The organism is Streptomyces subrutilus (genome assembly GCF_001746425.1).
GTDB lineage: Bacteria > Actinomycetota > Actinomycetes > Streptomycetales > Streptomycetaceae > Streptomyces > Streptomyces subrutilus_A.
In genome coordinates, this window is sequence record NZ_MEHK01000001.1 from 4,449,515 (window position 1) to 4,462,410 (window position 12,896).

Annotated in this window: 14 protein-coding genes; 12 read left to right on the forward strand and 2 right to left on the reverse strand. The window is 73.9% G+C overall.

Features of this window, described 5'->3' with window-relative positions:
- Window positions 1-24: 24 nt before the first annotated feature.
- The gene (gene coaA, locus BGK67_RS21135; RefSeq protein ID WP_069921536.1) at window positions 25-1,074 is read right to left on the reverse strand and encodes a type I pantothenate kinase; all 1,050 of its coding nucleotides are present in this window, start codon (window positions 1,072-1,074) and stop codon (window positions 25-27) included.
- Window positions 1,075-1,288: 214 nt separating this feature from the next.
- Here coaA and BGK67_RS21140 point away from each other — a divergent pair, with 214 nt between their 5' ends.
- From BGK67_RS21140 to BGK67_RS37645, 8 genes are all read left to right on the forward strand, one after another.
- Window positions 1,289-2,056: a hypothetical protein gene (locus tag BGK67_RS21140; protein WP_069921537.1), complete on the forward strand. Its 768-nt coding sequence runs from the start codon at window positions 1,289-1,291 to the stop codon at window positions 2,054-2,056.
- A gap of 110 nt (window positions 2,057-2,166) precedes the next feature.
- Window positions 2,167-4,014 carry a glutamine--fructose-6-phosphate transaminase (isomerizing) gene (gene glmS, locus BGK67_RS21145; protein ID WP_069921538.1) on the forward strand — a complete coding sequence of 616 codons (1,848 nt, stop codon included), beginning with the start codon at window positions 2,167-2,169 and terminating at the stop codon, window positions 4,012-4,014.
- 19 nt (window positions 4,015-4,033) lie between these two features.
- Window positions 4,034-4,402 (forward strand): holo-ACP synthase, encoded by a 369-nt coding sequence (locus BGK67_RS21150; RefSeq protein ID WP_069921539.1) that lies wholly within the window; start codon window positions 4,034-4,036, stop codon window positions 4,400-4,402.
- Between the two features lie 56 nt (window positions 4,403-4,458).
- Window positions 4,459-5,850: an NAD(P)H-hydrate dehydratase gene (locus tag BGK67_RS21155; RefSeq protein WP_079154299.1), complete on the forward strand. Its 1,392-nt coding sequence runs from the start codon at window positions 4,459-4,461 to the stop codon at window positions 5,848-5,850.
- 468 nt (window positions 5,851-6,318) lie between these two features.
- The gene (alr, locus tag BGK67_RS21160; protein WP_069921541.1) at window positions 6,319-7,455 is read left to right on the forward strand and encodes an alanine racemase; all 1,137 of its coding nucleotides are present in this window, start codon (window positions 6,319-6,321) and stop codon (window positions 7,453-7,455) included.
- A gap of 20 nt (window positions 7,456-7,475) precedes the next feature.
- On the forward strand, window positions 7,476-8,666 hold the full coding sequence (locus BGK67_RS21165; protein ID WP_079154301.1) for an alpha/beta fold hydrolase: 1,191 nt from the start codon (window positions 7,476-7,478) through the stop codon (window positions 8,664-8,666).
- On the forward strand, window positions 8,617-9,183 hold the full coding sequence (tsaE, locus tag BGK67_RS21170) for a tRNA (adenosine(37)-N6)-threonylcarbamoyltransferase complex ATPase subunit type 1 TsaE (RefSeq protein WP_244291279.1): 567 nt from the start codon (window positions 8,617-8,619) through the stop codon (window positions 9,181-9,183). Before BGK67_RS21165 ends, tsaE begins: the two co-directional genes overlap by 50 nt.
- A gap of 136 nt (window positions 9,184-9,319) precedes the next feature.
- The gene (locus BGK67_RS37645) at window positions 9,320-9,505 is read left to right on the forward strand and encodes a hypothetical protein (protein WP_107488832.1); all 186 of its coding nucleotides are present in this window, start codon (window positions 9,320-9,322) and stop codon (window positions 9,503-9,505) included.
- Between the two features lie 64 nt (window positions 9,506-9,569).
- Here BGK67_RS37645 and BGK67_RS21175 read toward each other — a convergent pair whose 3' ends face one another.
- Entirely contained in the window at window positions 9,570-10,130 is a 561-nt protein-coding gene (locus BGK67_RS21175; RefSeq protein WP_079154302.1) for a hypothetical protein, read from the reverse strand.
- Between the two features lie 119 nt (window positions 10,131-10,249).
- Here BGK67_RS21175 and tsaB point away from each other — a divergent pair, with 119 nt between their 5' ends.
- The 4 genes from tsaB to BGK67_RS21195 are packed head-to-tail and all read left to right on the forward strand — an operon-like array spanning window position 10,250 to window position 12,834.
- Window positions 10,250-10,927 (forward strand): tRNA (adenosine(37)-N6)-threonylcarbamoyltransferase complex dimerization subunit type 1 TsaB, encoded by a 678-nt coding sequence (gene tsaB, locus BGK67_RS21180; RefSeq protein ID WP_069921545.1) that lies wholly within the window; start codon window positions 10,250-10,252, stop codon window positions 10,925-10,927.
- Window positions 10,928-10,956: 29 nt separating this feature from the next.
- Window positions 10,957-11,436: a ribosomal protein S18-alanine N-acetyltransferase gene (gene rimI, locus BGK67_RS21185; protein ID WP_069924008.1), complete on the forward strand. Its 480-nt coding sequence runs from the start codon at window positions 10,957-10,959 to the stop codon at window positions 11,434-11,436.
- The gene (tsaD, locus tag BGK67_RS21190) at window positions 11,429-12,571 is read left to right on the forward strand and encodes a tRNA (adenosine(37)-N6)-threonylcarbamoyltransferase complex transferase subunit TsaD (RefSeq protein ID WP_069921546.1); all 1,143 of its coding nucleotides are present in this window, start codon (window positions 11,429-11,431) and stop codon (window positions 12,569-12,571) included. The genes rimI and tsaD overlap by 8 nt, the downstream gene beginning before the upstream one ends.
- Window positions 12,568-12,834: a hypothetical protein gene (locus tag BGK67_RS21195; protein WP_069921547.1), complete on the forward strand. Its 267-nt coding sequence runs from the start codon at window positions 12,568-12,570 to the stop codon at window positions 12,832-12,834. Before tsaD ends, BGK67_RS21195 begins: the two co-directional genes overlap by 4 nt.
- Window positions 12,835-12,896: the final 62 nt, after the last annotated feature.

The following is a 12,896-nucleotide window of genomic DNA, read 5'->3' on the forward strand; positions in this document are numbered from 1 at the left end:
GCCTGCGGCGTGCTCCCTGCGCGGTCAGAGCTTGCGCAGGCTCAACTTCTGCACCTTGTGGTCCGGTCCCTTGCGGACGACCAGGGTGGCCCGGCCGCGCGTGGGGGCCACGTTCTCCAGCAGGTTGGGCCTGTTGATGGTCCGCCACATCGTCTGCGCGTACTCCATGGCCTCCTCCTCGGAGACCTGGGTGTACTTGCGGAAGTAGGAGAAGGGGTTCTGGAAGGCGGTCTCGCGCAGCTTCCGGAACCGGTTGAAGTACCAGCGCTCGATGTCCTCGGGGCGCGCGTCCACGTACACGCTGAAGTCGAAGTAGTCGGCGAGGCCGACCCGGGTCCGGCCGTCCTTGCCGGGGAGGGCCGGCTGGAGCACGTTGAGGCCCTCGACGATGAGGATGTCCGGGCGGCGTACGACGAGCTCCTCGCCGGGCACGATGTCGTAGATCAGGTGCGAGTAGACCGGGGCCCGGACCTCGTCCTTGCCGGCCTTGATGTCGGCCACGAACCGGGTGAGCGCACGGCGGTCGTAGGACTCGGGGAAGCCCTTGCGGGAGGTGAGCCCGCGCCGCTGGAGCTCCTTCATCGGGTAGAGGAAGCCGTCGGTGGTGACCAGCTCCACGCGCGGGTGCTCGGGCCAGCGCGCGAGCAGGGCCTGGAGCAGACGGGCCACGGTGGACTTGCCGACGGCGACCGAACCGGCGACCCCTATGACGAAGGGGGTGCCCTGCTGGGCGCCGTGCCCGTTGCCCGCGTCGCCGAGGAAGGTGTTGAGGGTGCCGCGCAGGTTGCTGGTGGCGCCCACGTACAGGTTCAGGAGGCGGGACAGCGGCAGGTAGACGTCGCGGACCTCGTCGAGGTCGATGACGTCGCCCAGGCCGCGCAGCCGCTCCACCTCCTCGGCGGTGAGCGGCAGCGGGGTCCGCTCGCGCAGGGCGCTCCACTCGGCGCGGGTGAGGTCGAGGTACGGAGAGGCGTCGGGGCCCCGGCGGTGGGCGGGACGCGCGGGGTTCCCGTCCGGGCCGGTGCGCTCCGTCGCGCTGTCCGGCGTGCTGCTTCGTGGCGGCGAAGTGATCACACCGCCATTGTCGGGGCTGCGGCTCGGTTATGGGTGGTGTGGTCGGTCACGTAGTGGTCCGTTTCGCCCCGGTTGCCCCTGCGGTCGGTACCGATTCGAGAGCCCGCGGGTCTCATGGCGGTCACGATCCGCGGCCAGAGCGCATCATGGCGAACCGGTGTTCGTGCGAGCCAGTAGATTGCTGCTTCTTGATCGTCTCTGGGGGAGTCCTTTCGTGCGTACCGCTTTCGTCCGTCGTACCGTCCTGACCGCCTCCGCGGTGTCCCTGGCCGTGCTGGCCACCGCCTGCGGGTCCTCCGAGGGCAAGAAGGAGGACGCCAAGCCGTCCGCCGGTGCGGCCACCTCCGCCGCGCCCGCCGCCAAGGCGAAGACGGACGCCGAGCTGGCCGGCCTGCTCGTGGCCCAGGCGGACCTGCCCCAGCACGTGGTCAAGCCGGCCACTCCGGCCGAGGCCGCTGCGGGGGCCGGCGCCACCAGCGACAAGCCCGAGTGCCTGCCGCTGGTCAAGGCGCAGTCCATGGCCCCGGTCGGTTCCGCCGGCGGCACGGCGCGCACGAAAGCCGTCGCCAAGCCCAAGGAGCCCGCGGCCGACGCGAGCCCCGAGGAGAAGCTGAAGGCCGCGATGGACGCCCTGGGCGGCACCGCCACCGCCGTCACCCTCTCCTCGTACGACGGCAAGGGTGCCGAGGAGGCCTTCGCCCTGCTGAAGTCCGCCGGCACAGCCTGCGCCGGCGGTTACACCGGCACCCAGGACGGCGAGGCGCTCAAGATCCAGAAGGTGGCTCCGGGTGCCGCCGTCACCGCAGGCGACGAGGCGCTCGCCTACACGGTGGTCGGTGACGCGGACGGCGAGAAGCTCTCGATGGAGCTCGTGGTCGTGCGCAAGGGCAACGCCCTCGCGACCTTCTCCGCCGTCAGCCTGACCGGCACCGCCGAGCAGCCGAAGGCCGTCGTCGACGCGCAGGTCAAGAAGCTCGGCTGACCCCCGCCCGGGGGACGGACGTCAACCCCGCTCCGGCACATTCGCCGGGGCGGGGTTTCGTCTTGTTCGGCTACGGGGCAGGAGCTCAACTTCGGCGTACGCTGCGGCCTATGTGCGGAATTGTGGGTTACGTGGGAGCGCAGTCGGCGCTCGATGTGGTCATCGCCGGACTCAAGCGGCTGGAGTACCGCGGCTACGACTCGGCGGGGGTCGCGGTGCTCTGCGACGGGGAGCTGACCGCCGCCAAGAAGGCCGGGAAACTCGTCAACCTGGAGAAGGAGCTGGTCGGCAACCCGCTGCCGTCCGGGTCCACGGGCCTCGGGCACACCCGGTGGGCCACCCACGGCGGGCCGACCGACGCCAACGCCCACCCCCACCTGGACAACTCCGGACGGGTGGCGGTCGTGCACAACGGCATCATCGAGAACTTCGCCCTGCTGCGCACCGAACTCGCCGAGCGCGGGCACCGGCTGGAGTCCGAGACGGACACCGAGGTGGTGGCGCACCTGCTCGCCGAGGAGTACGCGGCCGGCGGGGACCTGGCTGCGGCGATGCGGCGGGTGTGCCGGCGGCTGGAGGGCGCCTTCACGCTGGTCGCCGTGCACGCCGACGCGCCGGACGTGGTCGTCGGCGCGCGGCGGAACTCGCCCCTGGTGGTGGGCGTGGGAGAAGGGGAGAACTTCCTCGCCTCGGACGTGGCCGCGTTCATCGCCCACACCCGGTCCGCGATCGAGCTGGGCCAGGACCAGGTCGTCGAGCTGCGCCGCGACGGGGTCACGGTGACCAACTTCGACGGCTCGGCCGCGACCGTGCGGGCGTACCACGTGGACTGGGACGCCTCGGCGGCCGAGAAGGGGGGCTACGACTACTTCATGCTCAAGGAGATCGCGGAGCAGCCGAAGGCCGTCGCCGACACCCTCCTCGGCAGGATCGACGCGAGCGGTTCGCTGACCCTGGACGAGGTGCGCATCCCCGCCTCGGTGCTCAGGGAGGTCGACAAGGTCGTGCTCGTGGCCTGCGGTACGGCGTACCACGCGGGCATGATCGCGAAGCTGGCCATCGAGCACTGGACCCGCATCCCGTGCGAGACGGAGCTGGCGAGCGAGTTCCGCTACCGCGACCCGATCCTGGACCAGCGGACGCTGGTGATCGCGATCTCGCAGTCCGGCGAGACCATGGACACCCTGATGGCGGTGCGGCACGCCCGCGAGCAGGGCGCCAAGGTGCTGGCGATCTGCAATACGAACGGCTCCACCATCCCGCGCGAATCGGACGCCGTGCTCTACACGCACGCGGGCCCGGAGGTCGCGGTCGCCTCCACCAAGGCGTTCCTGACGCAGCTCGTGGCCTGCTACCTCGTGGCGCTGTACCTCGGGCAGGTCCGGGGCACCAAGTGGGGCGACGAGATCCGGGCCGTGATCCGGGAGCTGTCGGACATCGCCGCGGCGGTGGACACCGTCCTGGAGACGATGGAGCCGGTACGGGCCCTCGCGCGGTCCCTCGCCGAGAAGAACACCGTGCTGTTCCTGGGGCGGCACGTGGGCTACCCCGTGGCGCTGGAGGGCGCGCTCAAGCTCAAGGAGCTGGCGTACATGCACGCCGAGGGCTTCGCGGCGGGCGAGCTCAAGCACGGGCCGATCGCCCTGATCGAGAAGGACCTGCCGGTGGTGGTGGTCGTCCCGTCGCCGCGCGGGCGGTCGGTGCTCCACGACAAGATCGTGTCGAACATCCAGGAGATCCGGGCGCGCGGGGCGCGGACCATCGTCATCGCGGAGGAGGGCGACGAGGCGGTCGTACCGTACGCCGACCACCTGATCCGGATCCCGGCCACGCCGACGCTGCTCCAACCGCTGGTGGCGACGGTGCCGTTGCAGGTCTTCGCGTGCGAGTTGGCGACCGCGCGGGGGAACGAGGTGGACCAGCCGCGTAACCTCGCGAAGTCGGTGACGGTGGAGTGAGCGGGCGAGTGGGGCTGTTGTGATTATCGGCGTGGGGATCGACGTCGCGGAGATCGAGCGGTTCGGCGCGGCGCTGGAGCGGACGCCGAACATGGCCGGACGGCTCTTCCGCGACGCCGAGTTGACGCTGCCGAGCGGGGAGCGGCGCGGTATCGCCTCGCTCGCGGCCCGGTTCGCGGCCAAGGAGGCCCTGGCCAAGGCGCTCGGCGCGCCCGCCGGGCTGCTGTGGACCGACGCCGAGGTGTACGTGGAGGAGTCCGGGCAGCCCCGCCTGCGGGTGTCCGGCACGGTCGAGGCCCGGGCCCGGGAGCTGGGCGTGAAGTCCTGGCACATCTCGCTGAGCCACGACGCCGGCGTGGCCTCGGCCGTGGTGATCGCCGAGGGATAGCGCCGCCCTGCCCGGGCTCGCGGCACACGGGGGGCCTCGTGGGGCAGGGTGGTGCCATGCGTACTGCTTACAGCGTGGAGACCGTACGGGCCGCCGAGCGGGAGCTGATGGCCGGGCTGCCCGAGGGCGCCCTGATGCAGCGGGCGGCGGCCGGGCTGGCCGCCGTCTGCGCGGGGCTGCTGGGACGGGTGTACGGGTCGCGGATCGTGCTGCTCGTCGGGCCCGGCGACAACGGGGGCGACGCCCTGTACGCCGGCGCGCGGCTCGCCCGGCGCGGAGCCCGGGTGACGATGGTGCCGATGAACCCCGGGCGGGTGCACGCGGGCGGGCTCGCCGCGCTGCGGGCCGCCGGGGGGCGGGTCGCGGAAGCCGTCCCGCGGCGCTGCGACCTCGTGGTGGACGGGCTGCTGGGGATCGGCGGCCGCGGCGGGCTGCGGCCGGCCGCGGCGGCGCTGGTCGAGCGGATCCCGCAGGGGGTCCCGGTGGTCGCCGTGGACCTGCCGAGCGGCGTGGACGCGGACACCGGGGAGGTGGCGGGAGCGGCCGTGACGGCCGACGTGACGGTGACCTTCGGGGCGTACAAGCCGGGGCTGCTCATCGACCCGGCCGCCTCGCGTGCGGGCGTGGTGCACCTGGTGGACATCGGCCTGGAGCTGCCGGCACGCGCCGACGCCGAGGCTCTGCAGCACGCGGACGTGGCGGGGCTGCTGCCGGTGCCGACGGCGTCGAGCGACAAGTACCGGCGGGGCGTGGTGGGCATCGCCGCCGGGTCCCCGCACTACCCGGGCGCGGCCGTACTGGCCGTGGCGGGGGCGCTGCGCGGCGGTGCGGGCGCGGTGCGGTACGTGGGGCCGACGGCACAGGCGGTGCTCGCGCGGTACCCCGAGACGCTGATCGGGCGGGGCCGGGTGCAGGCGTGGGTGATCGGCCCGGGGCTGGGGGAGGGGCGCGGCGGCGAGGTCGCGGAGCTGTTGGAGCAGGACGTGCCGGTGCTGGTCGACGCGGACGGGCTGCGGGGGCTGGACCCGGAGGTGCTGCGGGCCCGGACGGCCCCGACCCTGCTGACCCCGCACGCGGGGGAGGCGGCGGCGCTGCTGGGGGTGCCGCGGGAGTCGGTGGAGGCGGGGCGGCTGGGGGCGGTACGGGGATTGGCGGAGCGGTACGGGTCGACGGTGCTGCTGAAGGGCTCGACGACGCTGGTCGCCTCCGGCGGGGGGCCGGTGCGGGTGAACCCGACGGGGACGCCGTGGCTGGCCACCGCGGGGAGCGGCGACGTGCTGTCGGGGCTGGCCGGGTCCCTGCTGGCGGCCGGGCTGTCCGGGCCGGATGCCGGGTCGGTGGCGGCGTACCTGCACGGCCTGGCGGCCAGGCTCGCGGGCGGTCCGCTGCTGGCCCATGACGTGGCCGCCGCCTTGCCGCGGGCCTGGCGCGAGGCCGAGCGCCCGTAGCCGAGCCCGCCTCGGGGTTCGGCCCCGGGCCCCCGGGCTGGAGGGTGCCCCCGGCCGTGGGTCGTGTGCGGCGCCGCTGCCGGGGGCCGGCCCCCGGACCCCCGCGCCTCAAACGCCGGCGGGGCTGAAAGACCCGGGGCTCCGCCCCGTACCCCGCGCCTCAAACGCCGGCGGGGCTGGTTGGTGCATCCGGCCGTGGGTTGTGTGCGGCGCCGCTGCCGTACCCCGCGCCTCAAACGCCGGCGGGGCTGGATGGTGCCTCCGGCCGTGGGGCGTGTGCGGGCGCCGCTGCCGGGCTCCCGCACCTTGACGCCGGCGGGGCTGGAAGTCGGGCGGCGGGGCTGGTTGGTGGCCCGGGCTTGGTCGTGTGCGGCGCCGTTCGCGGGGGGCGGCCCCCGGCCCCCGCGCCGGTGCAGGTCGGGTGCTGCCGCAGGGGGCCGAGCCGCGGGGTCTGAGAGACTGTGCGGGATGAACGAGACACCGACGCGCGTGTACGCCGAGATCGATCTGGACGCCGTACGGGCGAACGTGCGCGCGTTGCGCGAGCGGGCGCCCCGCGCCGAGCTGATGGCCGTCGTCAAGGCGAACGCCTACGGGCACGGCGCCCTGGCCTGCGCCAAGGCCGCCCAGGAGGCCGGTGCCACCTGGATCGGGACCGCCACTCCCGACGAGGCGCTCGCGCTGCGCGCCGCCGGGGTCGAAGGCCGGATCATGTGCTGGCTCTGGACCCCCGGCGGGCCCTGGCAGGCCGCCGTCGAGGCCGGTATCGACGTGTCGGTCAGCGGGATGTGGGCCCTGGACGAGGTACGGCAGGCCGCCCGCGCCGCCGGCCGCACCGCCCGGGTCCAGCTCAAGGCCGACACCGGGCTCGGCCGGGCCGGCTGCCAGCCCGCCGACTGGGCGGAACTGGTCGGGGCCGCCGTCGCCGCCCAGGCCGAGGGAACCGTCGAGGTCACGGGCCTCTGGTCGCACTTCGCCTGCGCCGACGAGCCCGGCCACCCGTCCATCCAGCTCCAGCTCACCGCCTTCCGCGACATGCTCGCGTACGCGGAGAAGGAGGGCGTGGAGCCCGAGGTCCGGCACATCGCCAACTCGCCCGCCACGCTCACCCTGCCCGAGTCCCACTTCGACCTGGTGCGCTGCGGACTGGCGGTCTACGGGGTCTCGCCCGCGCCCGAACTCGGTACCCCGGCCGAGCTCGGCCTGCGGCCCGCCATGACCCTCAAGGCCTCCCTCGCGCTGGTCAAGGAAGTCCCCGCCGGGCACGGCGTGAGCTACGGGCACCACTACCTCACCGAGGCCGAAACCACCCTCGCGCTGGTCCCGGCCGGTTACGCCGACGGCATCCCGCGGCACGCCTCCGGGCGCGGCCCGGTGCTCGTCGGCGGCAAGGTCCGGCGCGTCGCCGGGCGCGTCGCCATGGACCAGTTCGTGGTCGACCTCGACGGCGACCCCGCACAGGCCGGCGACGAAGCCGTCATCTTCGGGGACGCCGAGCGCGGCGAGCCGACCGCCGAGGACTGGGCGAGGGCGGCGGACACGATCGCCTATGAGATCGTCACCCGTATCGGAGGGCGTGTGCCCCGGGTGTACCTGGGCGCCTGAGGCGGAGTGAGGGCGGCGGCGTGAGCGAGAACTGGCGCAAGGCCGGCTGGGCCGGCGCTGCCATCGGCGTGATAGCGGCGGGCGCGGCGGCCGGGGTCGCCGTCGAACGGATCACGGTCGGGCGCGGCATGCGCAGGAAGGCGCGCCTGGCCCTCGACGCCACCGGTGACTACGGCTCGCTGCGCGGGACGCAGGGCACCTGCCGGGCCGAGGACGCCACCGAGCTCTACTACGAGGTCGACGAGCTCCCCGAGGAGACCAAGCGGCCGCGGTCCCGGCTGCGCCGGAAGTCCGCGCCGCAGGCGACCGTCGTCTTCTGCCACGGCTACTGCCTCGCCCAGGACTCGTGGCACTTCCAGCGCGCGGCGCTGCGCGGAGTGGTCCGCACCGTCTACTGGGACCAGCGCAGCCACGGCCGCAGCGCCCGCGGGCTGGCCCAGGCGGACGGCGAGCCGGTCACCATCGAACAGCTCGGCCGCGACCTGAAGGCCGTCATCGACGCGGCCGCCCCCGAAGGCCCGCTGGTCCTCGTGGGTCACTCCATGGGCGGAATGACCATCATGGCGTTCGCGGAGCAGTTCCCCGAGTTCGTGCGCGAGCGCGTCGTCGGCGTCGCCCTGGTCGGCACCTCGAGCGGCCGCCTCTCCGAGGTGACGTACGGGCTGCCGGCCGTCGGGCTGGGCGCCGTGCGCAGGATCCTGCCGGGCGTGCTCAAGGCGCTGGGCTCGCAGGTGGAACTGGTGGAGAAGGGCCGCAGGGCCACCGCCGACCTCTTCGCGGGCATGATCAAGATGTACTCGTTCGGCTCCCACGACGTGGACCCGGGCGTCGCGCGCTTCGCGGAGCGGCTCATCGAGGCCACCCCGATCGACGTGGTCGCCGAGTTCTACCCGGCCTTCCAGACCCATGACAAGACCGCGGCCCTGCGGCACTTCGCGGACATCCCCGTCACCGTCGTCGCCGGGGACAAGGACATGATCACCCCGGCCGGGCACAGCCTCGCCGTCAAGGAGGCGCTGCCGAGCGCCGAGCTGGTGGTCCTGGAGTCCACCGGGCACCTGATGATGCTGGAGCGCCCCGAGACGGTGACCCGGCTGCTGACCGAGCTGCTGGCGCGCACCGGGGCGGTGCACGCCCTCGCAGCGACTAACGTTGGCGGGCATGGAAGAAGTACCGCTGGAAGCACAGCGCAGCCAGGCACCGGCAGCTGAGGCGAGCGCCGGATCCGAGGCCCGGATCACCGTCGGTTCCCCGGACGCCATGCAGGAGTTGGGCCGCAGGCTCGCCGGTCTGCTGCGCCCGGGTGACCTCGTCCTGCTGACCGGCGAGCTCGGTGCGGGCAAGACCACGCTCACCCGAGGGCTCGGCGAGGGCCTGGGCGTGCGCGGGGCCGTGACCTCCCCGACCTTCGTGATCGCCCGCGTGCACCCCTCGCTGACCGGCGGGCCCGCGCTGGTGCACGTGGACGCGTACCGGCTGGGCGGCGGGCTGGACGAGATGGAGGACCTGGACCTCGACGTCTCGCTGCCCGAGTCCGTGGTCGTCGTGGAATGGGGCGACGGCAAGGTGGAAGAGCTCTCCGACGACCGGCTGCACGTGGTGATCGGCCGCGCGGTCGGCCACGAGGAGGTCCTGGACGACGTACGGGAGGTGTCGGTGCGCGGGATCGGGGCGCGCTGGGCCCACGGGGCCGGGCTGGACGCCCTGGCCGGAGCCCTCTCGGAGTAGCGCCGGGGGAACCGGCGGCCGGAGATTCCGACAACTCGTCGGCAACATATTGCGCCCGCGGCGGCGCGCGTGGTGACATGGTACCGAGAGTTTCTTAGGCATGCCTAAGTTCGGCGTCCCGGTCCAGGAGGCAGCCATGTCGGCACCAGCAGGAGCGCACCGCGAGCCCCGGCCGTCCGCGGTGTCCATGGGGGCGCTGTTGGCCGCGGGTGCGGCCGCCAGCGCCGTCTCGACGCCGCCGGCCCTCGTACGGGTGACGGACGAGGGGGAGCCGGAGGACGCCGTACGCGAACAGGCCGCTCCGGCATCCGAAGCGGCCTAGCGGTACCAGGGGGCGCCGCAGCTCGCGGCGCCCGTCGCACGTACGGGTGGTTTGCCGCAGGGGGTCAGGGGACGACGACGACCTTCGAGTTGATCGTCGCGAAGGCCCACATCGCGTCGCCGTCGGCCTTCGTCATGCGGATGCCGCCGGTCTTCCGGTTCGGGTCGGGCTCCGGCGTCGTGCCGTCCACGCGGGCGCTGAAGCCGATCACCACGCCCTCCGTCGTCGCGAACCGCACGACGTGCTCGACCGGCACCCCGTCCGAGCCGGTGACCGAACCCGAGCGCGAGCCCACCAGGTAGCTGCCCGCCTTCGGGTGCACCGTGCTCGGCATCACCGCGAACGACCTGGGCTCCTGACCGGCCTCGCCCACCAGCCACACGCGCTTCTGCCCCACGGAGTACACGACCCGCACCCCGGAGCCCGAGCCCTCCGGCACCGGCACCGGCTTCGCCGGGTCCTGCTTGCCCGCGGCCTGGCTGGGGGCCGGAGCCGGCTCCTGCGGACCGGCCGCCTGCGGAGGCCGCTCGGGAGCCGTCGCGGACGCCTGGTAGCCGAGGAACCCGATCGCGGCGAGTGCCGCGGCGGTGAGCCCGGCCACGATTCCCGAGCTGCTGCGTGCCACCTTGCTCCACCTCTCCGCGCTGCCTGATGCCTCGGCCGATGCCTGATCGAAAGGTAGCAGCAGGCCCGCTCCGCGACCGGCCGCAAGGGCCGGGGGTTGCGGAGTCGTAGGCTGTTCGCGTGCTCTTGCTCGCTGTAGATACCGCCACGCCCGCCGTCACCGTCGCCCTGCACGACGGCGAGGCCGTCCTCGCCGAGTCGAACCAGATCGACGCCCGCCGCCACGGGGAGCTGCTGCTGCCCTCCGTGGACAAGGTGCTCGCCGAGGCCGGGCTGAAGCTCGACGCCGTCACCGGCATCGTCGTCGGGGTCGGCCCCGGCCCCTACACCGGGCTGCGCGTCGGCCTCGTCACCGCCTCCACCTTCGCCTCCGTGCTGGGCGTGCCCGTGTACGGCCTGTGCACCCTCGACGGGCTGGCCTACGCGGCCGGGACCGCCGGGATCGAGGGCCCCTTCACCGTCGCCACCGACGCGCGGCGCAAGGAGGTCTACTGGGCGCGCTACGAGGACCCCCGCACGCGGGTCGGCGAGCCCGCCGTGGACCGCCCGGCCGACATCGCCGAGCAGGTCGCCGGCCTCCCGGCGGTGGGCCAGGGCGCGCTGCTCTACCCCGAGGTCTTCCCCGACGCCCGCGGGCCCGAGCACCAGTCGGCCGCCGCACTGGTGTCGCTGGCCGCCGAGCGCCTGGCGGCCGGGGCCGCGTTCGAGAACGCCGACGGCGTGCCGCCGGCCCCGCTCTACCTGCGCCGGCCCGACGCGCAGGTGCCCAAGAACTACAAGGTGGTCACCCCCAAGTGACGGCCGCCCCTGACGTCGTGCTCCGCGAGATGCGCTGGTGGGACATCGAGCCGGTGCTGGAGCTGGAGCACGAGCTGTTCCCCGACGACGCCTGGTCCGCCGCGATGTTCTGGTCCGAACTGGCCCACGCACGCGGCCCGCAGTCCACCCGCCGGTACGTGGTCGCCGAGAACGGCTCGGGCCGCCTGGTGGGATACGCCGGGCTGGCCGCCGCCGGCGACCTGGCCGATGTACAGACCATCGCGGCCGCCCGCGACCAGTGGGGGACCGGGCTCGGCGCCCGGCTCCTGACCGACCTGCTGCGCGCCGCGACCGCGTTCGAGTGCGCCGAGGTGCTGCTGGAGGTGCGCGTGGACAACGCCCGCGCGCAGAAGCTCTACGAGCGCTTCGGCTTCGAGCCCATCGGCTTCCGGCGGGGCTACTACCAGCCCGGCAACGTCGACGCGCTCGTCATGCGACTGACCGACCCCGCACAAGCACGAACTGAGAGCAGTGAGAGCAATGGCTGACGAACCTCTCGTCCTCGGCATCGAGACCTCCTGCGACGAGACCGGCGTCGGCATCGTCCGCGGCACCACCCTGCTCGCGGACGCGATCGCGTCGAGCGTCGACGAGCACGCGCGCTTCGGCGGGGTCGTGCCCGAGGTGGCCTCGCGCGCCCACCTGGAGGCGATGGTCCCCACCATCGAACGCGCCCTGAAGGAGGCCGGGGTCAGCGCCCGCGACCTCGACGGCATCGCGGTCACGGCCGGGCCGGGCCTCGCGGGGGCGCTGCTGGTGGGCACCTCGGCGGCCAAGGCGTACGCCTACGCCCTGGGCAAGCCGCTCTACGGCGTGAACCACCTGGCCTCGCACATCTGCGTGGACCAGTTGGAGCACGGTCCGCTGCCGGAGCCGACCATGGCGCTGCTGGTGTCGGGCGGGCACTCCTCGCTGCTGCTGGCCCCCGACATCACCTCCGACGTCCGGCCGCTCGGCGCGACCATCGACGACGCGGCCGGCGAGGCCTTCGACAAGATCGCCCGCGTGCTCCAGCTGGGCTTCCCCGGCGGTCCGGTCATCGACCGGCTGGCGCGGGAGGGCGACCCGAAGGCGATCAACTTCCCGCGCGGGCTGACCGGGCCGCGCGACGCCCCGTACGACTTCTCCTTCTCGGGGCTGAAGACGGCCGTCGCCCGCTGGATCGAGGCGAAGCGGCACGCGGGCGAGGAGGTGCCGGTGCGCGATGTGGCGGCGTCCTTCCAGGAGGCCGTGGTGGACGTGCTGACGCGCAAGGCGATCCGGGCGTGCAAGGACGAGGGCGTCGACCACCTGATGATCGGCGGCGGGGTGGCGGCCAACTCCCGGCTGCGCTCGCTGGCGCAGGAGCGGTGCGACGACGCGGGGATCATCCTGCGGGTGCCGCGGCCGAAGCTGTGCACGGACAACGGTGCGATGGTGGCGGCGCTGGGCGCGGAGATGGTCAAGCGGAACCGGGCCGCATCGGACTGGGACCTGTCGGCGGACTCCTCGCTGCCGGTGACGGACCCGCACGTGCCGGGTGCCCACGGCCACGGGCACGGGCACGGCCACGCGCACGGCCACGGCCACGCGCATGACCACGACCACGTGCACGAGCTGAGCAAGGACAACCTCTACTCATGAGCACCGTCGCGCTGATGTGGGAGGCCCGGGCCGCCGACGGTCGGGGCAACGAACTGCTGGAGTGGGCCCGCGCCCAGGTCCTCGCCCGGGAGCCGGTGCGCCGCGAGGTGTTCCGGGCCCCGCAGGACCGGGTGCTGGTGATCACCTGGTGGGAGGCGGCCGAGGGGACTGCTGCGGACCTGCCGGAACTGCCCGAGCCCGCCGCTGATCTGATCACGCGAGCGGTGCACCGCTGGCGCTTCGAGTCGGTCGAGGCCGGCTAGGGGGCGTCTCGCGGACCGGGCCTGCCGCCCGGGCCCGGCCGCCGGGCGCGGCTATGGTCATG

Bases quoted from the DNA above. Each gene is read 5' to 3' on its own strand.
- glmS (WP_069921538.1), top strand. From the start codon at position 2,167: ATGTGCGGAATTGTGGGTTACGTGGGAGCGCAGTCGGCGCTCGATGTG.
- BGK67_RS21155 (WP_079154299.1), top strand. From the start codon at position 4,459: ATGCGTACTGCTTACAGCGTGGAGACCGTACGGGCCGCCGAGCGGGAG.
- alr (WP_069921541.1), top strand. From the start codon at position 6,319: ATGAACGAGACACCGACGCGCGTGTACGCCGAGATCGATCTGGACGCC.
- tsaE (WP_244291279.1), top strand. From the start codon at position 8,617: ATGGAAGAAGTACCGCTGGAAGCACAGCGCAGCCAGGCACCGGCAGCT.
- BGK67_RS37645 (WP_107488832.1), top strand. From the start codon at position 9,320: ATGTCGGCACCAGCAGGAGCGCACCGCGAGCCCCGGCCGTCCGCGGTG.
- rimI (WP_069924008.1), top strand. From the start codon at position 10,957: ATGCGCTGGTGGGACATCGAGCCGGTGCTGGAGCTGGAGCACGAGCTG.
- tsaD (WP_069921546.1), top strand. From the start codon at position 11,429: ATGGCTGACGAACCTCTCGTCCTCGGCATCGAGACCTCCTGCGACGAG.
- BGK67_RS21195 (WP_069921547.1), top strand. From the start codon at position 12,568: ATGAGCACCGTCGCGCTGATGTGGGAGGCCCGGGCCGCCGACGGTCGG.